Source organism: Yoonia sp. (assembly GCF_030731595.1).
Taxonomy (GTDB): domain Bacteria; phylum Pseudomonadota; class Alphaproteobacteria; order Rhodobacterales; family Rhodobacteraceae; genus Yoonia.
Map to the genome: position 1 here is coordinate 42,348 of NZ_JANQTS010000106.1, position 23,010 is coordinate 65,357.

The 23,010-nt window shown below is 57.6% G+C and carries 24 protein-coding genes; 6 read left to right on the top strand and 18 right to left on the bottom strand.

The window, feature by feature from the left end:
• The 3 genes from NWQ23_RS13220 to truB all read right to left on the bottom strand — a co-directional run.
• On the bottom strand, positions 1–419 hold a 419-nt coding region (locus NWQ23_RS13220; protein ID WP_372340131.1), incomplete at its 3' end, for a calcium-binding protein.
• Positions 420–531: 112 nt separating this feature from the next.
• Positions 532–1,044 carry a DUF1643 domain-containing protein gene (locus NWQ23_RS13225; RefSeq protein ID WP_306166845.1) on the bottom strand — a complete coding sequence of 171 codons (513 nt, stop codon included), beginning with the start codon at positions 1,042–1,044 and terminating at the stop codon, positions 532–534.
• Positions 1,045–1,950, bottom strand: coding sequence for a tRNA pseudouridine(55) synthase TruB (gene truB, locus NWQ23_RS13230; RefSeq protein ID WP_306166883.1), 906 nt, complete (start codon positions 1,948–1,950; stop codon positions 1,045–1,047).
• A gap of 149 nt (positions 1,951–2,099) precedes the next feature.
• Here truB and NWQ23_RS13235 point away from each other — a divergent pair, with 149 nt between their 5' ends.
• A complete protein-coding gene (locus tag NWQ23_RS13235; RefSeq protein ID WP_306166846.1) occupies positions 2,100–3,341 on the top strand; it encodes an MFS transporter in 1,242 nt (413 codons plus the stop codon).
• 15 nt (positions 3,342–3,356) lie between these two features.
• Here the strand turns inward: NWQ23_RS13235 and recQ are convergent, their stop codons facing one another.
• Together recQ and NWQ23_RS13245 are read right to left on the bottom strand one after the other, a co-directional pair.
• On the bottom strand, positions 3,357–5,393 hold the full coding sequence (gene recQ, locus NWQ23_RS13240; RefSeq protein ID WP_306166847.1) for a DNA helicase RecQ: 2,037 nt from the start codon (positions 5,391–5,393) through the stop codon (positions 3,357–3,359).
• 156 nt (positions 5,394–5,549) lie between these two features.
• Positions 5,550–5,882: a hypothetical protein gene (locus tag NWQ23_RS13245; protein ID WP_306166848.1), complete on the bottom strand. Its 333-nt coding sequence runs from the start codon at positions 5,880–5,882 to the stop codon at positions 5,550–5,552.
• A gap of 480 nt (positions 5,883–6,362) precedes the next feature.
• On the opposite strand from NWQ23_RS13245, the gene NWQ23_RS13250 reads away from it, so the two are divergent.
• The 3 genes from NWQ23_RS13250 to NWQ23_RS13260 are packed head-to-tail and all read left to right on the top strand — an operon-like array spanning position 6,363 to position 8,673.
• A complete protein-coding gene (locus NWQ23_RS13250) occupies positions 6,363–7,007 on the top strand; it encodes a histidine phosphatase family protein (RefSeq protein ID WP_306166849.1) in 645 nt (214 codons plus the stop codon).
• Between the two features lie 11 nt (positions 7,008–7,018).
• Entirely contained in the window at positions 7,019–7,621 is a 603-nt protein-coding gene (locus NWQ23_RS13255) for a glutathione S-transferase family protein (RefSeq protein WP_306166850.1), read from the top strand.
• Positions 7,621–8,673 carry a saccharopine dehydrogenase gene (locus NWQ23_RS13260; protein ID WP_306166851.1) on the top strand — a complete coding sequence of 351 codons (1,053 nt, stop codon included), beginning with the start codon at positions 7,621–7,623 and terminating at the stop codon, positions 8,671–8,673. The genes NWQ23_RS13255 and NWQ23_RS13260 overlap by 1 nt, the downstream gene beginning before the upstream one ends.
• Positions 8,674–8,678: 5 nt before the next feature.
• Here the strand turns inward: NWQ23_RS13260 and NWQ23_RS13265 are convergent, their stop codons facing one another.
• The 8 genes from NWQ23_RS13265 to NWQ23_RS13300 all read right to left on the bottom strand — a co-directional run bounded on the left by NWQ23_RS13265 (position 8,679) and on the right by NWQ23_RS13300 (position 14,903).
• Positions 8,679–9,005, bottom strand: a complete 327-nt coding sequence (locus tag NWQ23_RS13265; protein WP_306166852.1) for a DUF3775 domain-containing protein — start codon at positions 9,003–9,005, stop codon at positions 8,679–8,681.
• Between the two features lie 95 nt (positions 9,006–9,100).
• Positions 9,101–9,277: a hypothetical protein gene (locus tag NWQ23_RS13270; RefSeq protein ID WP_306166853.1), complete on the bottom strand. Its 177-nt coding sequence runs from the start codon at positions 9,275–9,277 to the stop codon at positions 9,101–9,103.
• A 115-nt stretch (positions 9,278–9,392) separates the two neighbouring features.
• Positions 9,393–9,944 carry a Hint domain-containing protein gene (locus NWQ23_RS13275; RefSeq protein ID WP_306166854.1) on the bottom strand — a complete coding sequence of 184 codons (552 nt, stop codon included), beginning with the start codon at positions 9,942–9,944 and terminating at the stop codon, positions 9,393–9,395.
• 366 nt (positions 9,945–10,310) lie between these two features.
• The gene (locus NWQ23_RS13280; protein WP_306166856.1) at positions 10,311–11,048 is read right to left on the bottom strand and encodes an SDR family NAD(P)-dependent oxidoreductase; all 738 of its coding nucleotides are present in this window, start codon (positions 11,046–11,048) and stop codon (positions 10,311–10,313) included.
• Between the two features lie 2 nt (positions 11,049–11,050).
• A complete protein-coding gene (locus tag NWQ23_RS13285; RefSeq protein WP_306166857.1) occupies positions 11,051–11,623 on the bottom strand; it encodes a DUF3833 domain-containing protein in 573 nt (190 codons plus the stop codon).
• Positions 11,624–11,626: 3 nt separating this feature from the next.
• The gene (locus NWQ23_RS13290) at positions 11,627–12,853 is read right to left on the bottom strand and encodes an MFS transporter (RefSeq protein WP_306166858.1); all 1,227 of its coding nucleotides are present in this window, start codon (positions 12,851–12,853) and stop codon (positions 11,627–11,629) included.
• Entirely contained in the window at positions 12,850–13,608 is a 759-nt protein-coding gene (locus NWQ23_RS13295) for a DUF1365 domain-containing protein (protein ID WP_306166859.1), read from the bottom strand. Before NWQ23_RS13295 ends, NWQ23_RS13290 begins: the two co-directional genes overlap by 4 nt.
• A complete protein-coding gene (locus NWQ23_RS13300) occupies positions 13,605–14,903 on the bottom strand; it encodes an NAD(P)/FAD-dependent oxidoreductase (protein WP_306166860.1) in 1,299 nt (432 codons plus the stop codon). The genes NWQ23_RS13295 and NWQ23_RS13300 overlap by 4 nt, the downstream gene beginning before the upstream one ends.
• Before the next feature lie 123 nt (positions 14,904–15,026).
• Here NWQ23_RS13300 and NWQ23_RS13305 point away from each other — a divergent pair, with 123 nt between their 5' ends.
• Complete coding sequence (locus tag NWQ23_RS13305; RefSeq protein WP_372340134.1) at positions 15,027–15,683, top strand: sigma-70 family RNA polymerase sigma factor; 657 nt, start codon at positions 15,027–15,029, stop codon at positions 15,681–15,683.
• A gap of 8 nt (positions 15,684–15,691) precedes the next feature.
• Positions 15,692–16,339, top strand: coding sequence for a ChrR family anti-sigma-E factor (locus NWQ23_RS13310; RefSeq protein ID WP_306166861.1), 648 nt, complete (start codon positions 15,692–15,694; stop codon positions 16,337–16,339).
• Positions 16,340–16,400: 61 nt separating this feature from the next.
• Here NWQ23_RS13310 and NWQ23_RS13315 read toward each other — a convergent pair whose 3' ends face one another.
• The 5 genes from NWQ23_RS13315 to NWQ23_RS13335 all read right to left on the bottom strand — a co-directional run bounded on the left by NWQ23_RS13315 (position 16,401) and on the right by NWQ23_RS13335 (position 22,955).
• Positions 16,401–17,162, bottom strand: coding sequence for an SDR family oxidoreductase (locus NWQ23_RS13315; protein ID WP_306166862.1), 762 nt, complete (start codon positions 17,160–17,162; stop codon positions 16,401–16,403).
• A gap of 9 nt (positions 17,163–17,171) precedes the next feature.
• Positions 17,172–18,410, bottom strand: a complete 1,239-nt coding sequence (locus NWQ23_RS13320; RefSeq protein ID WP_306166863.1) for a DNA recombination protein RmuC — start codon at positions 18,408–18,410, stop codon at positions 17,172–17,174.
• Positions 18,407–20,218: a DNA mismatch repair endonuclease MutL gene (gene mutL, locus NWQ23_RS13325; RefSeq protein ID WP_306166864.1), complete on the bottom strand. Its 1,812-nt coding sequence runs from the start codon at positions 20,216–20,218 to the stop codon at positions 18,407–18,409. The genes NWQ23_RS13320 and mutL overlap by 4 nt, the downstream gene beginning before the upstream one ends.
• A gap of 95 nt (positions 20,219–20,313) precedes the next feature.
• Positions 20,314–21,624 (bottom strand): pitrilysin family protein, encoded by a 1,311-nt coding sequence (locus NWQ23_RS13330; protein WP_306166865.1) that lies wholly within the window; start codon positions 21,622–21,624, stop codon positions 20,314–20,316.
• Complete coding sequence (locus NWQ23_RS13335; protein ID WP_306166866.1) at positions 21,624–22,955, bottom strand: pitrilysin family protein; 1,332 nt, start codon at positions 22,953–22,955, stop codon at positions 21,624–21,626. The genes NWQ23_RS13330 and NWQ23_RS13335 overlap by 1 nt, the downstream gene beginning before the upstream one ends.
• Between the last annotated feature and the right edge of the window lie 55 nt (positions 22,956–23,010).

Sequence of the window (23,010 nt, forward strand, 5' to 3'; positions counted from 1 at the left end):
ATCAAGAGATCATCCCCGTCTCCCCCATTGAGCGCATCATCGCCGTCGCCACCGCCAAGAATGTCGTTGCCGACATGGCCATTCAACACATCATCCCCGGTGCCGCCCTCAAGGATGTCGTCACCGCGCCCCCCTTGCAGTATGTCGTCACCCGCACCACCTGACAGCCAGTCGTTCCCGTCCTGACCATCGAGGTAATCGTTTCCGGGACCTGTCAGAACCTTATCGTCGGTATCGCCAGCGAAAACCACAGTGTCTTTGTCGCCAGGATCCAGCAACTGATCGATAGGCTGGACCGTATCGTCTGGAAATGGATCTTTCTCTGAATCATGTTCCGGCGTATTTTCCGTGACGTCATCTGTGTCCAGGACAGCCAAGACTGTGATCGCCACACCCATCAATCCCAATATCGCAAGCATCTTGCCAACTCATCCACTATCTAGCCGCCCCCGACCTTTGACGCGATTAGGTAGCACATGGGGGGCGGTCGTTCCGCCGGAATCTGACTGGATGGTTAATGGCTTGTAGGGCTCAACTCCGCTCCCAGAGCAGCGGTTGCTGAGTGTAACTGATGTACAACGGGTGTTTGGGATGCCCATGCTTGCTTAGGCCCAGTGTGTAGAGCGGCTTGCCAGTCCCGCGCAGTAGTGCGGCGGCCTTTGGCCCCCGATCCAGATGCGCGCCGTGGGTACCCCATGCTGCGATGATCCGGTCGGCCCATGCGGCCCCTTCCAGAATGAACCGGTCGTTCTCCGGACCAACCGGATCGCTGGCCTTGCGCATTTCGAAGGGATCGGTATCGCGCCATGCAAAGATATTTGTCACCTGAAACGCGCCAAAGCCCAAGGCGCGTGCGCGTCTTTCGCAGCGCTCGACCGTCGGATCATTCTGCACCTCGGTCGCCTTCGACGGGTTGAGCATGACGAAAAGTACCCGGAGACCCTTAGGGTCCCAAGTGCGGGTCAGTGCATAGCGGTAGCGTTCGCAATCGGAATAGGTCGCGGTCGAGGGCGCGTCGTCTTTGATATGCGTCCGGGTGATCACCTAGACGACGAAAACGCGCGATGGCTGCAATTCGCCACCGCGATAGGTGCCAACGGCGATGGCTTGCCCCTCGTAAGAGGCCCAGACCTCTTCGCCGTAGTCCACACCGGTGGCAATCACCGACCCAGGATTGCCATTACGCAGCTTGGCCACGCTTTCGGCCAAACAGCGCACCTCGGGCAGATCGGCAAGGCCAATCTCCAAGGGCTGCACATGGGCTTCGAGTTCGGGGGTCTTGGCGAGCGCATCGACTTGGTCCAGCGTGATGCCATCGGTGGCCTGAAACGGCCCGGACCAAATCCGGCGCAGGGATTTGACGTGGGCTTTGCAACCAAGCGCTTCACCCAGATCGCGGGCGATGGACCGGACATAGCCACCTTTGCCGCAGGTCATTTCCAGTACGATATGATCCGCATCGGGACGATCCACCAAAAGCAGCTCCTCGACCCAGAGCGGGCGGGCGGCGAGGTCCATTTCTTCGCCGTCGCGGGCTTTCTTGTAGGCGCGTTCGCCATCGACCTTTACTGCGGAGAATTGCGGCGGGACCTGCATGATGTCGCCGATAAATGCACCAAGGGCAGCCTTGATCGCCTCGTCATCAGGCCGCAGGTCGGAGTGGGCAATCACCTCGCCCTCTGCATCGTCTGTATTGGTGGCTTGGCCCAGACGCACTGTAAAGACGTATGCCTTGAGCGCATCGGTGATATAGGGGACGGTTTTTGTGGCTTCGCCCAAGGCAATTGCCAGCACGCCGGTTGCTTCGGGATCAAGCGTGCCCGCATGGCCTGCCTTCTTGGCATCCAGCGCCCAGCGCACTTTGTTGACCACAGCGGTGGAGGTGATCCCGGCGGGTTTATCAACCACCAGCCAGCCTGAAATATCCCGTCCCTTGCGTCTGCGCGCCATGATCTTACCCTTCATGAAAGTTCGCGTTTGCTAGTCGGGCACGGCGGGTGGGTCAAGCTGTTGTCGCATTTACCGGAAAATGTCGCTTCATGGACAGACTGCCTCTGATTTAAGCAGAGAGTGGCGGATGAATTTCCGGACTATCCAAAATGTTTGAACGACGCATACCTGAATGGCTCCGCCATGCCCCTGCACCCTCTGTGCGTGGATTTGCGACACTCGCAGGCTTTGAGGCGGTCACGCGTGGTATCCTGATTTCGGTCTTTCCGGTTGCTGTCTACACGGCCTTGCCGGATGCCGCAGTAATCAGTTCCATCTACTTTGTGATCGGACTGTTTTCGCTGGCGGTGGGCCTTTTGGTCCCCTTCCTGACCCGCTTCATTCAACGCCGCTGGATGTATGCGATTGGGGCGGCGGGCTATGTTGCGGGATCAGGTATCGCGATGATTGGCACGCCCGAGATGATCGTGCTTGCGCTGGTCATGCATTCGCTGGCGACCGTCACGACCTTTGTTTGCTTTAATGCCTATGTGATGGATTACATCGCCCGCATCGAACTGGGCAAGTGCGAGACATTGCGCATGTTTTATTCTGCGCTGGGCTGGACCGTGGGGCCCGTCTTGGGTGTGCTGATGTGGGGATGGTGGCCACCCTTGCCATTTCTGATCTCGGGCGCTTCGGCTGGCGTCATGCTGGGCGCTTTTGTCTCTATGCGTATGGGCAATGGAAAGCTGATTACGCGCGCGCGCCAGCCCGCACCGAACCCGCTGGCCTATTTGGGGCGCTTTTTCCAGCAACCTCGCCTGATTGCGGGGTGGTTGTTTGCGGTGATCCGGTCCTGTGGTTGGTGGGCCTATGTGGTCTATTTGCCGATCTATGCCGTGGAGAACGGGATGAGTGATCAGTTGGGTGGCGCGTTGCTGTCCATCACGAATGCCGCCTTGTTTTCATCCCCCTTGCTGCTGAGGTGGATGCAGGCCCGCTCGATCCGCTATTCGGTCCGTACTGGGTTCTTGGCTTGCGCCATTCTGTTCACCTTGGCCGGCACGGGTTTGCTGCCCGCCCCGATTGTGATCGCGTGTCTCTTTATCGGCAGTTTCTTCCTGATCCTGCTGGATATCTGCGCGGGACTGCCGTTTCTTATGGCCGTCAAGCCGTCAGAGCGGACCGAGATGTCGGCGATTTATTCCTCTTTCCGGGACGTGTCGGGCATCCTGACACCGGGGGTGGCCTGGCTCGTCCTGCTGGTCGCACCCCTGTCAGGCATTTTTGCCGCAGCGGGGAGCTTTTGCGCGGTGGCGTGGCTGATCTCGGGCCGTTTGCATCCGCGACTGGGGCAAAGCCGGATGAAACCTTTGCCGCCGCTCGGGGGCAAGGTGATGACGGATTAAGTTGCAGCTTTGCGCCTAATGTCCTTCAAGCACTTCCAGAAACGCATCGCCAAACCGCTCTGCATATTTGTCGCCGATGACGCGGGTGAGGTTATGCATATCTGCGCCGCGCAGTTGCGCGACCTTGGCCAGCATCGAGGCAGAGCAACTCATGGGTTTGTCCACACCATGCGGGCCACGGTTCAGTGCGGCCTGAACTTCCATAAGTCGATCATAGAGCGCGCCTTCATCCCGCCCCGCCAGTTTGCGGCGCATCGGGTGCACGTCTTCGACGGCACCTGCGATAACCTGTAGAAAATCGCGCCCATAGGTTTCCAGCTTTTTCGCACCGACACCCCCGATATGCGCCATCTGGTCCAGTGTCATCGGCCGCTTTTCAGCCATTTCGATCAGGGTGCGGTCGTTGAAGATAATATAGGCCGGCACATTGGCCTGTTCGGCCAGATAGCGCCGTTTGGCCTTGAGCGCCGAAAGCAATGGTGCGTCTTCTTCGCTGACCATCATGCGGACTTTTGGACCAGTGCCCTTGGCTGCCTTGATCGTATCGCGCCGCAGTTCAATCGTGGCCTCGCCGCGCAGAATGGGGCGGGCATGTTCGGTCATCCGCAAGGCGCCATGCCGTTCCCCATCGGGGCGCAACAGATCATGCCCCATCATCTGCCGAAAGATCGCCTGCCACTGGCGTTTGTCATAGTCTTTTCCGACGCCAAATGTAGGCAAGTTATCATGCCCGCGTTGCTGGATTTTGTCGGTTTGATTGCCCAGCAGAATGTCGATCAGATGCCCTGCGCCGAACCATTCGTCAGTCCGCAGAGCGGCAGACAGCGCCATACGCACGGCGGTGGTTCCGTCAAATACCTCGGCGGGTTTGTCGCACAGATCGCAGTTGCCGCAGGGGCCAGGGCTTTCGCCGAAGTATTCCAGCAGGTTCTGACGACGACAGCGCAGCGCCTCTGCCAATCCTAGCAGCGCGTTAAGCCGCCCATGATCTGCCGCACGCCGTTCGGGCGGGGCCAGCCCTTCGTCTATCTGCTGGCGACGATAACGGATGTCGTCGGGCCCGAAGAGCGTGAGCGTTTCGGCAGGTGCGCCATCACGGCCAGCGCGGCCGATTTCCTGATAGTATGCTTCGATGGACTTGGGCAGGTCGGCATGGGCGACCCAGCGGATATCAGGTTTGTCGATCCCCATGCCAAAGGCGACGGTGGCGCAGACGATCAAACCGTCTTCTTGCTGGAAACGCCGTTCGACGATGCGGCGGTCTTCGGCCTCCATCCCGCCGTGGTAATGGCAGCTGCTATGCCCCGCGTCACCCAGCGCTTTTGCAAGGGTTTCTGTCTTGGCCCGCGTGCCACAATAAACGATCCCTGACTGTCCTTTGCGGGCGGCGGCAAAGTTGAGGATCTGATTGCGCGGCCCGTCCTTGACCGCAAAGGCCAGATGAATGTTCGGTCTGTCAAAGCCGCGCAGGAAAGTAGCAGGTTGCACGCCACCGAACAGTTTCTCGACAATCTCTTCACGGGTTTCGGCATCGGCGGTGGCGGTAAAGGCGGCCAGCGGGACATCAAGCGTGCGCTTCAACTCGCCGATGCGCAGATAATCGGGGCGGAAATCATGGCCCCATTGGCTGACGCAATGGGCCTCGTCTACCGCGATCAGGCTCACACCGACACGGCGCAGCATGTTGATCGTGCCACCAGAGGCAAGGCGCTCGGGTGCCATATAAAGCAGCTTCAGCGTGCCAGCCTCCAGCGCCTCCCAAACTGCATCGGTTTCTTCTTGGGTATTGCCGGATGTCAGCGCCCCTGCCTCGACCCCGGCCTCGCGCAACCCGCGCACCTGATCGCGCATCAGCGCAATGAGCGGGGAAATGACGACAGTGACACCGTTTCGCACCAAGGCGGGTAGTTGAAAACACAGCGATTTACCGCCGCCAGTGGGCATGATCGCAAGGGCGTTTTCGCCTGCGATCACAGCTTCCACGATCTCCTGCTGTCCGGGGCGGAAGGCATCAAAGCCGAAAACGTCACTCAGAAGCGTTGCGGTGGACAATGGGGACCCTGCTGGTTCGAATTTATCTGCTCTTGAGGGTCACAATCCCACGCTAAGAATCTGTTAACAAGAGTCAGCGTGTGTGAATGAACGAAAAAGGCCGACACCTATGACAGGTGCCGGCCTCGGGGACAGGAAGGGGGACGTCTTCCGGTCTTAGCGGACGATGTCGAAATCGCGCTGTGCAACGGTCTGGCCGTCTACTTTCAGCAGTGCGATGACATCCTGTGCCGGACGCTGACCGACGTTAACGCGGACATCTGGGTTTGCGCCAGCATTGACCATTTCTGTGCCAAGCAGTTTGCCGATTTCACCTTTGCTGAAATCATAGATTTCTACGACGCCAGCGGATTCGGACCGGACCAGACCCAGGTCAAGAACAGAGGCGCTGTCAAGCCGCTCGCCGAAAGCAAAGTAGTTGTCGGCAGACACAGCTGTAGAAGTTGCAGCGATTGTAGCGGCGATAAGTGCGATTGATTTAATGGACATGATTGAGTTCCTTTAAGTTTGTTTGTGCGGCGGGATAACCGCGGTGGGTTGAAGTTATGCGGCGATCTGTGCCGCTGTTGATGAGTAGAAGATTGGGCATTCGGGGCCGTTCGTGAAGGGCCAGTCCGATCACGAAAACGGTGATCAATGTGATGTCGCGCGGTCCTTGACACGGGGCCGAAAGACCCAATTGGACCTCTCGGTGCGCTACTGCACAGAAACACCCGCTTCAATGTGCATCAGCGGCCTTTCACGGGCCACAAATCAGATCATTATTTTTCAGCCGATCACAAGTTTCATTCGGGCGCGTTTTTGTGAGGACTGATTATTTCTTTGAACTCGCGGGTGTGTGAGCGATGTGACAGGAATTTCAAGGATTTATCGATGCTTTGGCCCGCAGAATGGTACCCGGATCAGTGATTTTGAGTCGTTGCCAAGACACCGGCGACATCTTAACCCTGTCGATTCAGGAGGACCGTTATGGGCGAGATCATTTTAGTGCGGCACGGACAGGCCAATTCCGGCGCAACGGATGAGGAAAGCTATGATCGGCTGTCCGATCTGGGCCATCAACAAGCCAGATGGCTGGGCGACTACCTGCGGACGCGCGAAGGGAGCTTTGACAAGGTCATCTCTGGCAGTCTTCGGCGGCACCGCGAGACGGCGGCAGGCATCGGTTATGATGATCCGCAGATTGATCCGCGCCTGAATGAAATGGATTACTTCAATCTGGGTCAGGCGCTTGAGGACGTGCATGGCATCCCTTTCCCCGGACCCGAAGACTTTGCCGCGCATGTCCCGCAGGTCATGGAAGCCTGGCACCGGGCCGAGATTAGAGGTGTCGAAACCTTTGCATCCTTCGAGGATCGCGTCACATCCGTGCTGCAAGAAGCGGCGCAACCCGGGGTGCGCGTTCTCTGCGTCACCTCTGGCGGGGTGATCGGAATGATTATCCGTCATTTGCTGAACCTTGATCCAACCCGCATGGCGCATGTCCTGTTGCCCATCATGAACAGTTCCCTGCACCGTGTGCATGTGATCCCCCAGGGACCGATCCTTGCCAGCTTCAACGCAATCCCGCATCTGGATGACGCTGACCGCGTCCACGCCAGAACCCATTACTGAAGGAAGATACCTTGCTGAAATTGCACTACGCTCCCCGTACAATCTCTGTGGCCGTTGCAATCGCGCTGGAAGAGGCAGGTGTACCCTATGAAGCAATCCGCGTGGATTTTGCCTCTGCAGAGCAAACAAAGGCTGACTATCGCGGGATCAATCCCAAAGGCCGGGTCCCGACTTTGGAGACGCCGGAGGGGATTTTGACCGAAACACCCGCGATCCTTGAATATGCTGTGCCCAGCCTTGTTCCTGCCGACGCTTTTGCGGCCGCCAAGATGCGCGAACTGATGGCCTATTTGAATGGCACGATGCACCCGCATCACGCGCACGGCCTGCGGGGGGAACGATGGGCCGATCAGGAAAGCTCTTTTGCCGATATGCGCAAGAAAGTCCCGCAGCGCATGGGCGAATGCGCCGCCTATCTGGAAGAGTATCTCTCCAGCCTTCCGTTTCCCGTTGGCAAAGGTGAGGTCCTCTCGGACGCATATCTTTATGTTGTCCTGACATGGTTGCCCGGCGACGGTGTCGACATTGCGCATTTTACACGGCTTGCGGCATTCCAGCACGAGATGAACACGCGACGGTCCGTGCAGGCGGTCTTTGAAAAAGGTATGCTGTGATGGTGCATCTTTGGGTGCGATCCGAAAGCCGCCCAAATGAAGAGCGGGTCGGTTTGACCCCGCAAGGTGCAGCCAAACTCATCGCTTCCGGATTCCGGGTCACGGTGGAGCAAAGCCAGCAGCGCATCATCCCGATTGCGGACTATGCGCAAGTCGGTTGCGCGATTGCGCCAGAGTTTTCATGGGTCGATGCACCCATCGACGCGATGATCTTTGGCCTGAAAGAACTGCCTGACGATGGCACGCCCTTGCGGCATCGGCACATCATGTTCGGCCATGCGTACAAAGGTCAGCCTGCGGGCCGCGTCTTGCTGGACCGGTTTCTGGCGGGTGGTGGCACACTCTATGATCTGGAATATCTGACAGAGGCAGACGGGCGTCGGGTGGCCGCATTCGGCTATTGGGCAGGTTACGCCGGCGCGGCGGTTGCGTTGATCTGTTGGATGGCGGCGCAGCACGGGAAGATCGCGGGGCCGCTCAAAGCCTATCCGAGTGCCAATCATATGTTGATCGCGCTTCAGCAGGATCTGATCGCCTTGGGCACTGCCCGCCCCACAGCCTTGATCATTGGAGCATTGGGGCGCGTGGGTAATGGTGCGGCGGATCTGTGTGAGGCGATGGGTGTTGCAACGACGAAATGGGATATGGCCGAAACAGCCTCTGGGGGGCCATTCCCTGAAGTGCTGGCGCACGACATCTTCTTGAACTGTATTCTGGCCCGTCCGGGCACGCCGGTCTTTGTTCCGGCAAGCGCGAAAGTGGCGCTGCGCAGGTTGTCGGTAATTGGCGACATTGCTTGTGACCCTGATAGTGATTTTTCACCGATCAAGGTCTACGACCGGACCACAACCTGGGATCAGCCAGCCTTGCGTGTGCACGACCACCCTGTTTTGGATGTCGCCGCCATTGATAACCTTCCATCCATGCTGCCCGCAGAAAGCAGCGAGAATTATGCGTCACAACTCTTGCCGTATCTGGCAAGGCTGGATCAGTTGGATCAAGGGGTCTGGGGCAGGGCGCAGGAGTGGTTTGAAAAGGCAGTCGGCCAGTAGCCACCTTAAGCGGGACGGTACAGGTCGTTTTCAACCTCACCGCTGTCGATACCCAATGCTTCCAGCCCGGCTTCCAGATGGTCCGCCAGATGTGGCGAGCCTTTCAGATAGACGGTCGTGGGTGTCGTGGCCTCATGCGCGGCGGTTTCAATCGCCTCGGCCAAATCCTCGGGTTCAAAACTACCGCGCCCGATCCAGAAGATTGCAACAAGCCCCGCTTTTTCGTAGTCATTGAGTTGATCGACAAATCCGTCAAATTCATTCTCTGCACGGTCAAGCTCGCGGGCCAGAATGATGACTTCGGCAACTTTGTCTGCTGCAATAGGTAGCATGATGCGTCCTCCCTTTTGTCTTCATATGAGGGAACATAGCACGAGAGGCCTTGATCTGGCGCAACAACATAGATGCAGGATCAAAAAGAAAGGCGTCACTTCTTATCGCGGGCTGCTTTCTCTTCTTTGGTCATCTTGTTGTTCCACTGATTGTTGCTCAGGCCAAGCGCGCTGGGCAGGGGTTTGGTTTTGCCAAGGCTCACTTTGCCGCCTTTGTTCAGGAATTCCTGAATAAGGGCATCATCAGTGGTTTCTTTAGGAACATGCTTCATGTGAAGGACTATACCCGTTTCAGGTCCTCGCGCAACGACTGGCCTGTAAATGCCACGGGATGCCTGAATATCTCATAGGTATCTGATCGCCTCTGAGATGTGGCACAATTGGCGTTTATGGTGCCTTAAGCTGAGTTGGATCAATATCGACCCAAAGACCATCCACACTTGCAACGCATGGTTCACCACAGTGGAAGACGTAATATGTGAAATAGCCTTGGTGCTTCCGCTGGACCTTGCCAACACCTGCACAGTCCTTGGCTGGTTTTCCGACCGTCTGATCCAATCTTCCGGGCAGTCTTATTTTCTGCCCTCCCGACAAAAGGACATCCCGGTTTGGCGCATTTGCTGCCAGACTGTTTTTGGGTATTTCTACGGGCTGCGCGTCAGGGTGGGTCAAGAGAAAACGCCGATCCAGCCTGATCGTGTCGATGTGCTTCACTTGAAGAAACAGCCCGTCGCGAGTCTTGACCGGATCACGCAGGCGCAGCGCTTCTACAGGGACCTGCCCAAAACCGGTTGCGACGCGTGCGCCAGCACCAAATCCTGGCAGAGTCCAGATCGCCTCGCGTTCAGCCGAAAGCTCTTCGTCCTCAACGATGGCTGATCGCAACAAAACAAGCCGCTCTCGGAGCTGCCCCAAATCGAGGTCTTCCAAATTCAACATTTTTTACCGTCTACTCAAACTAACTTCAGAGCTCAAACAACACAGGCTCTTACCGATCGCTCTGGCCCAGAGACAAACCGTTCCGTAGCAATAAACAAAACGACTATACATGAAAGATAAAGTTGGTGTCGGTGGGGTGACTACCTTACAAAAGTATATGTTATGCAAACGGACTGTTGTTGCAAACGTAGAAATCCCCGCAATTTTTTCGGAATGTTTCGGGGTATGATCTTGTTGCCGCTCTTTGCGAAACAACTCTGATTCCCGCGGAAACGTCGATCATGACGGCTCTGGAAATGCGTTTGTGTTCGCGCTCAACGATTCTCATTCAACCCTGCAGGGTCAGGGATTTGCCGGGCCTTTGTTCTACTTCGCGCCAAATAGCCGGTAGTACATCCAGTCCGGCATGAACTGTGACAGCCGGAAAACCCATGAGAACACCATCGGAAAGCTCTTTTTGAAGTGTTCTGTGTTCATGTGGTCGAATACCTCTTTCGCGGCATCTTCGGGTGACATGATGAAGGGCATGTTGAAATCGTTCTTTTCTGTCAGCCGCGTCTTGATGAAACCCGGATTGATCAGCTGTACTTCAATGGGCGAGGTCCGTAGGTCGGCCTGCATGGATTCCGCCAGTGACATCATGCCCGCCTTGGACGAGCAGTAACCGATAGCACCGGGCAGACCGCGAAAGCCGGACAGCGAGCCCACAAGCACGATGTGCCCTGCATTCTTTGCAACCATATCCTTGATGACTGATCCCACGACACGTGACGCACCAAGGAAGTTCACCTCGCCCATCATGTCGGCTTTTTCGTTGTCCCACTCTTGCGCTTTCATGGGCCAGTAAACCCCGGCAAGATAGACCACACCGTCAAGATCGCCGGCTTCTGCTGCTGCGGCTTCGACCGCGGCGCGGTCAGCCACATCGACGGTGATATAGGTCGCTTTACCCGGCAATTCTGCGACGAGTTCCTTCAACCGGTCCTCTGATCTGGCAGAGACAATCACCTCGGCTCCTGCGCGGCTGAGGCAAAAGGCCACTTCGCGGCCTAGCCCCTCGCTTGCGCCAACAAGCCAGTAGCGTTTTCCTTGCCAGTTCTTCACGGTTATTCTCCTGCGTAGGCCTTGTCTTTGGGGCGCATGGTTGCGACCAGCTCGGCCACCTTGATCCCGAATTTGCGGAACTGGCTCCGGTTCATGATCGACCCGTTCGACATCAGGTACATCCAATCCGTCACATCCAGCGCATGTCCGCCCGCTTCTTCGGTCAGTTTGATCCGATAGTTCAGCAAGACCGCAGAGCCGGATTGCTGCCCGTGTCCGGTGCCAACCACATCAGGCGCTTCTGCTTTGATGCGGCCATCGTTCCCTAGTGTCAGTGTCCAGACCCGATCCTGTACCTGTCCGCTATCGTAATAGAACTTCTCGACCATCGTACCGACGTTCCCGTTCCATGACGCCTCGAAATCAGCGACAAAACGCGAGCTGACACGCCCTGTTGGTCCATAGATCACGCCTTCGCAAACAATGGGTCCGTTGAAGCGCTCGCGAATGTCAAAGATCGGGCCGTCCGCATAGTCGTCAGACTTTTGCGCCCAGAACGACACGTAGCGCGACTTGAGGAACATCGCGAAACCCATCAGTGCAGCACCAATCAGGATATAGGTCATAAACGACATCGTTTAGTCCTCTAGTTTCGTCGCCACCAGCAAACCGATGGCCACAAGTTTCAAAAGCGACGGTACCCCAGCGTAGAGGAGCGTCAGCATAGTTATGGCCTCGGCAGGGAGCGCGGTTGCCCCGGCCTGAAAGCCTGATCGTTCCAGAAGCGGCAGCAAAACCACCGCGGCGAAGGCAAGCGTAAACTTGTTCACCAAGTTCCAAAGGCCGAACCCTTGCCCCCCATTGGGCGAGATCACGGCCATGCGTTTCGCAAACATCGCGGGCAAAAGCGTAAGGTCCGCCCCGATCGTTGCTCCACTTAGTACGCAGATAACTGCGAAAGGGATCACATCACCGGGCGATAAAGTCAGGGTGTACCCGAATGAGGCGACCGCAAGCACCATGGCGACAAGCAAAACAGGCTTTTCGCCGAACCGCCGCGCGAGTGCGGACCAGAGCGGGGAAGAAAGCGCGGCGGCCAGAAAAAACAGAACCAAAAGTGCGCCTTCCCAGCCCGGTGCGCCCAGTTTGCTTTCGACGTAAAAGAGGAAGAGCGTCGACGAAACGGCAAGCGGAGTCGCGTTCACCAAAGCAAGAATCAGCAGTTTGCGCGCTGTCCCGTCGCGAATGATGTCACCGATTTGGGAAGGTTCGGGGCTGACCCTGTCTTTCCATTCCGGCCACATAAAGAAAGCAGCAACCAGAGTGACAGCCGCAAACCCGTAGGCGAATGCGGCAAAGGGGTCGGCCACGACACCGATCAGCACTGTGGGGACCACCGCTGCGATGCAGACACCCAGCAATGCCCCGCTTTCCCGCCATGCTGCCAGACGCACGTGCCCCTGTGGGTCGGGTCCTGCCTTGCTGACCCCTTGTGCATAGAAGTTGATGGTCAGAAAGCTGAATGCGGTGAACAACCCTGTCACGGTCAGACCGAACCACCAGATTGGCGCAATGGGCGGGGCCACGGCAAAGAGCCCGATCATCGACAGCGCCAGAACGACGGCAGTTAACGTAATCACGATCTTCTTGCTGCGGGTCAGGCGCTCACTGATCCAGCCGAGGATCGGGTCTTGGATCACATCGAAAAGCCGCAGCGCAAACAGCAATGTGCCAAGAGCGGTCAGGCTGACCCCGAAGGTGTCAGCATAATACTTGGGCGCGTAGATATAGATCGGCAGTCCAGCCCCCGCCAATACAGCGGCGAAACCGGTGTATGCGGGTAGCCTCTCGGTCAGGGCTTTCATCTGCTGACCTCTTCGGTGGGTGGTTCCGGTTGCGACCGGAATGTCGCCCCTTTCCACCACAGTTTGACCGCTTGCCAATGGATCAAAGCCAAGACACGGCGCGACCCGAAAGGCCGACGCAGCGCTGCCTTGATGATCGCGCGGTTGGTGATCGGTGTGCGCGCGCCTGTGAGGGTCGCAATCAAACCGCCATTGCCCCGCGTATAGTCAATCCAGATGCCGATGCTGTCGGGTTGGATATCAAAGCGGAACGTATAGCCGCCCTCGATGGGCTGGAACGGCGAGACATGCATCAGCTTTTGCGCTGAAAGCGTCTCGTCCTTGGTGATCGCGCGGCCATCTTCATGACGACACAAGTAAGAATGCCGGTCGCCAAAGGTGTTCGTCACCTCGGCGATGACCGTGGTCAGTGTGTCCTCGCTATTGTAGCACAGCCAGAACGAGACAGGGTTGAACACATGCCCCAACACGCGCGGCTGAGCCAGCAGTTCAATGCGGTTGGCGTCGTTGATCCCGTAGGTCGCAAGGACCTCGCGCACCCAAGCTGCTCCGATCCCATGTTTTGGCGCCCCGCCATGATCGCTGTCTTGAAGCGACATCAGGCCGCCTTTGTTGCGCCCGAAAAGCCTTGGCGCGATTTGCGGCGTCTCGGCGTCCAACAAGACGTAGTCTATCGAATACTTGAACGCGTTTTTGGTCGCACCGCGACGCCCGTGATAAGTCTGCGCTGCGATATGATGAACGGTGGAGGTCACTCCGCCGCAAGGTCCATCGACCGGGCCGCATTCAACGTGTTCACCACGTCCAAGGCGCTGGAAAGTCCGTCTTCGTGGAAGCCGTTCTTCATCCATGCTCCGCAGAACCATGTGTGGTTTGAGCCGTTGATGGCCGCCGCCGCGTCTTGGGCCGCGATCGCCGCAAGATCATAGACGGGATGCTGAAGGGTGACCTCATCCCAGATCAGCTCTTCCCGGATCGGGCGGTTGGTGTTGAGCGTGACCATCATATCTTCTCCCTTCAGCCAAGGCTGAAGCGAGTTCATCCAGTAGGTCAGGTTAATTTCGGTATCGGTGCGCTGGGCATCTTCGGAATAGATCCAGGAAGACCAGACCTGCCGACGCTTTGGCATGATAGACGTGTCAGAGTGCAACACGATCTTGTTGGGTTGATAGCGGACAGCGCCAAGGATCGACTTTTCTACCGCATTCGCGTCGGACAGCATCGCAAGTGTGTCGTCAGAATGGGTCGCAAAGACAACCTCGTCGAACTTTTCCCAGTTAGCACCTTGGGTCTTTACCTCTGCGCCCGCTTGGGTACGGCGGACCGCATCAATCGGAGACGCCAAGCGGATATCAATCCCGCGTCGCATCATGTCGGCGGCAAGGCGGGTGACGTATTCGCGTGATCCGCCATCAACGGTGTACCACTGATGCTGGCCTGTTGCCCCCAACAGCGCATGATTGTCGAAAAAGCGCATCATGGCATAGGCCGGAAAATCAAGAATCTTTTCCTTGGGCGTGGACCAGATCGCGCCCGAAAATGGCAACAGATAATGATCGCGGAAATAGTTGCTGAGGCCCAGTTTCTGGAGCAGTTCCCGTATAGTGAGGGTTTCGTCCTTGCTGGCTTCCAGTCCTTTGGCGTTGAACCGCAGAATATCGCGGACCATGCGCAGAAATTTCGGGCTGGCGATGTTGCTGCGCTGGGCGAAGAGGGCGTTCAAGCTCGCAAGCCCATATTCCATCCGGCCACCGCTAAAGGAGGCTCCGAAGCTCATGTTGCTTTTGGTGACGGGGACGTTGAGATCGTCAAAAAGCTTTGTCAGATGGGGGTAATTTGCATAGTTGAAAACGATGAACCCTGTATCGACAGGTTGATCGGCATTCTTGCCTGCCATGCGTGTCCGCGCGTGTCCGCCAAGGCGGCTTTCGGCCTCGAACAAGACCACACGGTGGTTATTTGCCAAAGCATGCGCTGCGCCCATTCCTGAAATGCCAGCCCCAATAACCGCGATTTTCTTGGGTGCGGTCGTCCCGGTCTCAGATGGCATTCGTGGTCGCTCCGTCCTTTTGGGCTATTTTCTACTAGCTCTTACGTTTCTACAACTTCTGTGGATCATCAAAAAAGATTCTTGTCTGGTGATCCAACCCGGTTTTCGACCCGTATGAACGATATGTTGACGGATACCAATGCCCTTGCAAATGCTGATGCACCGTCTGCGGTTACATCCTATGATGGAGCTGCAGCGCAGCTCTTTCGCAAGGTAGGGAAACAGAAGGTGACAGCAGAGGTGGCGACCAAACGTATGGCATGGGTCGCAGAGCTCTATGCCGTACGCGACAATAAGGACCGAGCCGCTTTTGCAGAGCTGTTTGGTCACTTCGCGCCGCGCGTGAAGTCATTTTTGATGAAATCGGGGGCCAGCCCGGATCTGGCAGAAGAATGTACGCAAGAGGTGATGGCGACCCTTTGGAACAAGGCCCATTTGTTCGATCCGACCAAGGCAAGTGTTTCCACATGGATTTTCACAATCGCCCGGAACCGCAAGATCGATCTGCTGCGCAAGCAGCGCCGGCCCGAACCAGAAGACCTGCCATGGGGCCCCGAAGCAGAGCCGGAAGCGGCCGATGCGATGGGCTTGCAACAAGAAACAGAACAACTCGGGCGGGCCTTGGCCACGTTGCCGGAAGAACAAAGAAGACTAATCGAACGCGCCTACTTTGGTGAATTGAGCCATAGCGAGATTGCCGCCGAAACCGGACTACCTTTGGGGACGATCAAATCGAGGATAAGATTGGCGCTGGATCGTTTGCGCCACGCAATGAAGTGATGACTGAAATGAGTAAGATTAAACACCATCTGACCGGCCCCTTGTTGATGGGCTATGCTGCGGGCACGTTGCCAGAGGCATTCAACCTTGTGGTCGCTACACATATTTCGATGTGTGATAGCTGCCGCGCCGCATTGGCCGAATACGACGCTGTCGGCGGCGAGGTGATGATGAGCGGTGCGCCGGTCGCGGTCGCCGAAGACGCCTTGAACGCGACGCTGGCGTTGATTGATCGTGGCGTCGTTGAGGAAGCGCCCGCAAAAAAGACCGCGGGCGGTATTTTCCCTGCGCCGTTGCAGTCCTATGTGAACGGCGATCTTGAAAGCGTCAAATGGCGCAAGGTTGGCGGCGGCGTAAGCCAGATGATCCTTAAGACTTCTGACGAAGCCAGCGTGCGGCTGTTGCGTATTCCTGCTGGAACTGCGGTGCCTGATCACGGACACCACGGCACGGAATTGACCCTTGTTCTGCAAGGTGCTTTTGTCGATGAGAGTGACCGTTTTGCCGCGGGTGACGTCGAGGTCGCAAACGAAGATATGAACCATACACCTGTCGCCGAAGCAGGCCTTGATTGTATCTGCCTTGCCGCGACCGATGCGCCATTGCGGTTCAATGGTCTGATGCCAAGACTGGCACAGAAATTCATGAATATCTAAGTCGCATTGCGGTTTGAGTTTATTGGAAAGGCCTCGGTGAAATCCGGGGCCTTTTTCGATATCAGATGTGATAGGTCTCTGTATTGCCGTCCACGGCAATCACCTGACCCGAAACGAACCGGGCAGCATCCGAAGACAGATACAGGCACATGCTTGCGATTTCATCCGCTTTGGCAAATCGCCGCAGTGATGTGCCTGATGCATAGTCCTTATAGACCTGTTCAGGTGTCACGCCTTTAGCCTGAGCCTCTGCGGCAAGCACCCGGTCCATCCGGTCGCCTTCGACAGCGCCGGGGCAGATTGCATTGCACCTGATACCGAAAGCCCCCAACTCGATCGCCAGCGTTTTCGTCAGCCCGATCACCGCCCATTTGGCGGCAACATAGGGCGCGCGGAACGGCACCGCGAAAAGCCCCGATGTCGAAGACATATTGATGATGACGCCGGACTTCTGGCGTTTCATGACGGGTGCTACTTTGCGGCAGGTCAGCATTTGCGCATCCAGATTGATCGCAAGACAGGTTTTCCAGTCGGCAAGGCTCAGGTCTTCGATCGGCCCCGCTTGCCCGGCGATGCCCGCATTGTTCACCAGCACGTCGCAGCCACCCATATCATCAAGCGCCGATTGCAACCATGCATCCATCGCGGCCTCATCAGCCACATCAACGCGCGCACCAACAATGCCGTCAGTCTGGGAAACAGAGCCCAGACCGGCCTCGTCCAGATCGCACACGTGAACGCGCGCGCCTTGCGCGGCAAAGGCTAGCGCCATCACCCGCCCGATCCCGCCTGCGCCTGCCGTCATGATCACACGTTGTTGCATTGGTCTATCCTACAGTTTTGGCGAAATCATGGGCACGACGCTTGACGCCTCATCCGGTGCCAGTTCTTCGAAATCAAAGTTGTCCAGACGGTCCGCGCGCTTGCCCGCGCGCGTTGCGGCAGTAAGGACGCCGGAAACATCCTCGCCCGCTTGCCGCAGGTGTATTTCCAGCTTGCCCGCCTTTTCGCCGATGATTTCCACATCGCGATGCAGCAGGCGTAGCGCCTTGCGAATTTCGCCGGCTTGTTCGCGCATGCGGGCATCCTTGAGGATCGCGCGCATTGTGTTCAGCGTTGCCATGCAGGTGGTGGGTGATACGATCCAGACGCGGGCATCAAACCCTGCGCGCACGACCTCGGGCAGACGCGCGTGCAGTTCGGCATAGACCGCCTCGGAGGGCAGGAACATGATCGCGCCATCAGCGGTTTCGCCCTCGATGATGTAGCGTTCGCTGATGTCCTTGATGTGTTTGCGCACGGCATTGCCCAGATCGCGCAGTGCGGCCTGTTGCTGGGGCGGGGTTTCGGCAGCGGCATAGGCCTCATAGGCCTCGAACGGGAATTTCGCGTCAATTACAATGGGGCCCGGCGGATTTGGCAAATGCACCAGACAGTCCGCCCGCTTGCCGTTGGAAAGGGTGTGCTGCAAAGCATAGCTATCGCTGGGCAGGGCTTTGGACACAATATCGGTCAGCTGGATTTCCCCAAACATCCCGCGCCGCTGTTTGTTCGACAAGATATCCTGCAAGGACAGCACGTCGCCAGACAGTTTTTCGATATTGGTTTGCGCCCTGTCGATCGTCGCCAGCCGCTCTTGCAATTGGGTGAGGCTCTTTGTGGTCTTTTCCGATGACCCGCTCAGGGTTTCTTTCATCCGTTCCTGCATCTCGGCCAAGGACCGCGCGGATCGCAGGGCATTGTCAGCCAGTCGCTCTGCCATTTGCGCCTGCACTTCAGCCAGTCGCGCCTCCATGGTTTGCACGACATGCACTTGCGCATTGGCCTGCGCATCGCTGACCGTCTGGATGTTGCCGGCAAGCTGATGCTGCCCCTGCCCCAAAAGCTGCACATCTTGCGCCAAGCGCCCGACTTGTGTGGCCACGAACTGCACGGCTTCTGTGGATTTACCCGCGCGGCGGACCGACATGAAAAGCAGGATCAGCACCAGAAGTGCCGTGATGACGGCTGCAATCACGCCCATCACGGTTGGATCGCTCAGGTCAATAATTGTCTCGCCAATCTGGATCATGTGCGCCCGAAAAGCCGTTCGATATCGGCCAGCTTGAGTTCAACATAGGTGGGCCTGCCGTGGTTGCATTGCCCTGACAGGGGTGTTGCTTCCATTTCGCGCAAAAGCGCGTTCATTTCGGCCGCTTGCATCCGGCGCCCCGACCGGATCGAGCCGTGACAGGCCACCCGGCTCAAAATTGCCTCGATCCGCGCTTTCACCGATGCGCTGTCGCCTTGATCGGCCAGTTCATCAAGGATGTCGCGGATCATGGCCTCTGCATTAACCTCGCCCAAGATCGCAGGTGTTTCGCGCACAGCGATTGCACCGCCGCCAAAGGGTTCGATGGTCAGGCCCAGACGGGCCAGATCGTCTGCGATTTCCATCAGTTGTGCTGATTCACCCTCGGATAGTTCGACAATTTCTGGGATCAGCAATGCCTGTGCCGCGACACCATTCACGGCCATCTGCGCTTTGAGCTTCTCATAGACCAGACGCTCGTGGGCGGCGTGCTGATCGACAATCACGATCCCTTTTTCGGTCTGCGCAATGATATAGTTTTCATGGATCTGCGCCCGCGCAGCCCCCAAGGGCAGATGATCGGCGACATCGTCGATCACAGGTTCAATGCGGGCAGACGCGGTTTCGCTAAAGCCGGGCGCCTGCGCCTGAAACGTCAAAGAACGCGCGCTAAAGCTGGGCCGGTCCATTTGATAGACGCGTGGAGTCGTCGGTTCGGGCGTGATCGCGCCCAAGGTGGCGTTTGCGACCGTGGTCGATGCTCTGTGGCCTGCTTCTGCCAAAGCGTGACGCAGGCCAGAGACGATCAAACCCCGCACAGTGCCGGGGTCGCGAAAGCGGACTTCGGATTTCGCAGGGTGGACGTTCACATCTACGAGCGTGGGATCGCAATCCACAAAAAGCGCCGCAACAGGATGCCTGTCGCGCGAAAGCACATCCATATAGGCGGCGCGCAACGCGCCAAGCAGCATTTTGTCCCGCACAGGCCGCCCGTTGACGCAAAGGTATTGCGCGACCGCGGCACCCCGCGAATAGGTGGGCAGGGCGGCATAGCCCGTGAGGTGGAACCCGTCACGCTCTGCATCAATCCGCAGGGCGTTTTCGGCAAAATCCTTGCCCAGAACAGTGCGCAAGCGGCCGTGCAACGCCTCGAAAAGATCGCCGGTTTCTGCGTCAGCGCGGAATGTTGTGCGGTCATCGCCGCCAGACACATCGCGCAGGATGAAGGTCACGAAAGGTTCTGCCATGGCAAGGCGCTTGACGACTTCGGTGACGGCCTGTGCCTCGGCCCTATCGGTCCGCAGAAACTTCAACCGCGCTGGCGTGGCGTAGAACATATCGCGCAACTCGATCACGGTGCCGGCTGAGAGCGCCGCAGGTTTGACCCCTTCCGCCCGCCCACCGGCGACAGCGATATTTGCGGCGTCTTCACCCGCCGCGCGGGAGGTGATCGAAAGCCGCCCAACAGCGCCCAGCGAAGGCAGCGCCTCACCACGGAAACCGAAAGACGAGATATTCAGAAGGTCAGACCCGTCGATTTTTGAAGTGGCATGGCGTGACAGGGCCATCGGCAGGTCAGAGGGTGACATCCCGCAGCCATCGTCAGTCACGCGGATCAGTGTCTTGCCGCCATCGGCGATCATGACTTCGATCCGGCTTGCACCAGCGTCGATACTATTCTCGATCAATTCCTTGACCGCCGAAGCGGGGCGTTCCAGCACTTCACCCGCCGCAATCCGGTTGATTGCGGCATCATCAAGCTGCCGGATGACCGGACGAGGCTTTATCTGGGGGTCTGCGATGGCCATGCCACAAGGTGTAGCATGGGAAGCGCCGATTCTGCGAGGGGAAAAGGCGGGTTTGCCGCCCTGCAGTTTCCCCGCTCAGATCAGTATTTTAGCTGCTATTGTGTGCTTTCCAAGCCTTCCGGCTTGCCCACGACCACAAAGTGCAGCGCCTCAGGCTGGAGGAGTTCAGCGGCCACGCGGTTGACGTCTTCGAGCGTGACGGCGTTCACAAAATCATTCCGGTCCACCACATATTCAGGTGGCAAACCGACCATCTGCATACCAACCATGATCTTCGCGATCTCTGCGTTGCCATCGAACCGCAAAGGATATTCGCCTGTCAGATAGGTTTTGGCGACTTCCAATTCCTCCGCGCTCAGCCCTTCGTTGGCCATGCGCGCCCATTCACCGCGGATAACCTCTATCGCCTCCGCGATCGTCGCATTGGAGGATGCCACCGAACCCAGCAACATTTCGGCATGGAACTTGGGCACGAGGTACGTTCCGATCCCATAGGTCAGCCCGCGCTTTTCGCGCACTTCCGTCATAAGCCGCGATTCAAATCCGCCAGCACCCAGCACATGGTTCATGACAAACGCGGCAAAAAAGTCTTCGTCATCCCGCTTTAGGCCCGCCTGCCCAAAAAGTGCTACTGCTTGAGGGGTGTCATACTCGATCACCGTGACACCGCCCTCAAGCCCGAAAGCCACATCATCCGGTAGAACAGGACCTTCGGCGGGCAGGTCGCCCAGTAGATCATCCAGAATGGCACCGACGGCGTCGGCTGTGGTGTCGCCGACAACGGATACAAACAGACGGTCGCGGGTCAATGCGTTGCGGTGTGCATCGAACATATCCTGCTGGGTCAATGCGCTAACACTCTCGACCGTTCCGTCGATCGCAGAACCGTAGGGATGATCGCCAAAAGCGGCGGCGTCAAAGGCAGCGCTGGCGATAGAATTGGGGTCTTTGGCGTCGCTTGCGATGCCTGACAGGACCTGTGGACGCACGCGGTCCAATGCATCCTGGTCAAAGCGGGGTTCGATCAGCGCTTGGCGCAACAAGGCGAGCGCTTCGGCCTTGTTTTCTGTCAGGAAGCGTGCCGAGATCGACAGGGTGTCATCAAGCGCCCGAAAACTAAAGCTGGCGGCAAGTGCCTCGAGCGCTGTCTGGAATTCCTGCGCGTTCATGTCGCCGGAGCCTTCTTCAAGCAGTGCGGCCATCAGGTTTGTGGCACCCCGCTTGCCGGGCAGATCAAGCGAGGAACTGCCGCGAAAGCGGATCTCAAGCGCGATGAAAGGAATTGCGGGTTCTTCGACGACCCATGCGTTGATGCCACCGGGCGAAGTGACCTGCTTGATGTCAATTTCAGCCTGGGCGGTTGTTGTGACCAGCGCAAAGCACACAGTTATCAGTATTCGAAGCATCAACGTGCCTCCTCTTGGCTGGAAACGACCCAGCCGGTGACGGCCTGATCACGGTTGAAGACCTTGGCTGCGACAGCCTTGATATCCTCTTCGGTCACGGCTTGCAGAATATCCGGCCATGCCTGCACATCCGCGATGGTCAGGCTTTGGGTGAGTGCAGCGCCATAGCGCCGCGCCAAACCGTCCACGTTATCAAGTGCATAGATTTCCGAGGCCCGCAGTTGGGTGCGGATGCTGTCCATGCGCGCGGGGTCAATCTCTGCCTCCATAAAGGCGTTGATGACCTCATCCATCGCTGCTTCGGCCTCTGACAGTGTCACCCCTTCGGCGGGCACTACGGCAAAGGAGAATGTCCCATCATCAAGCCGCGAACCATCATAAGAAGCATTGGTGTAGATCGCAGTCTGGCTGTCGAATTGCAGTGCCTGACCAAGTGCCGAGGTAAAAGGCGACCCGCCCAGCAGTTCGGCCAGATAGACCAGTGCCGCCGCTTCACTTTGCGCACCGGGGTCGCGTTCCGGCGCAAGGTAGCTGCGGATCAAAAAGGGCTGGCTGACACGTGCATCAACATAGGTGATCCGCCGCTCGGCGCGTTGTGGCGGCTCTTGCGGGCGTTCGCGCACCGGAAGGTGCTCTTCGGCAGGGATCACGCCATAATACTGTCTGGCAAGGGCCAGTACCTCTTCGGGTTCCACATCACCGGCCACAACAAGGATTGCGTTGTTGGGCGAATAGTAAAGGTCGTAGAAATCAAGCGCGTCTTGCAGATCAAGCTGCTCCATCTCGTGCTTCCAGCCGATGATGGGCACGCCATAGCGGTGGTTCTGGAACAGGGCCGCGTTGAATTGCTCGCGCGCAAGGGCGTTGGGGTTGTTTTCTGTACGCTGGTTGCGTTCTTCCAGAATGACCTGTCTTTCGGTCTCGACATCTTCCGGGGTGATCCGGAGGTTATTCATCCGGTTACTTTCCATCTGCATCATCAGTTCCAGCCGGTCTGCTGCGATCCGCTGGAAATAGGCGGTATAGTCATAGCTGGTGAAGGCATTATCGCTGCCGCCATTGGCCGCGACAGTCGCGGAAAATTCGCCCGGTGCCAGAACGTCAGTGCCTTTGAACAGCAAATGCTCAAGGAAATGCGCGACGCCGGATGCTCCGACCGGTTCATCCGCTGATCCGACCTTGTACCAGACCATATGCACGACGACAGGCGCACGGTGGTCTTCGATGACGACGACCTCCATCCCGTTGTCGAGCGTGTAGGTTGTGACTTCTTCAGCGTGAGCCGCAAATGCAGTCACTATTGCGGCGAAGGCGGCAAACAAACGTGTCATGGGCACCCTTTTTGATATTGCTGCCCAGATACCTACGCCTGATTGCGCTTTGTTC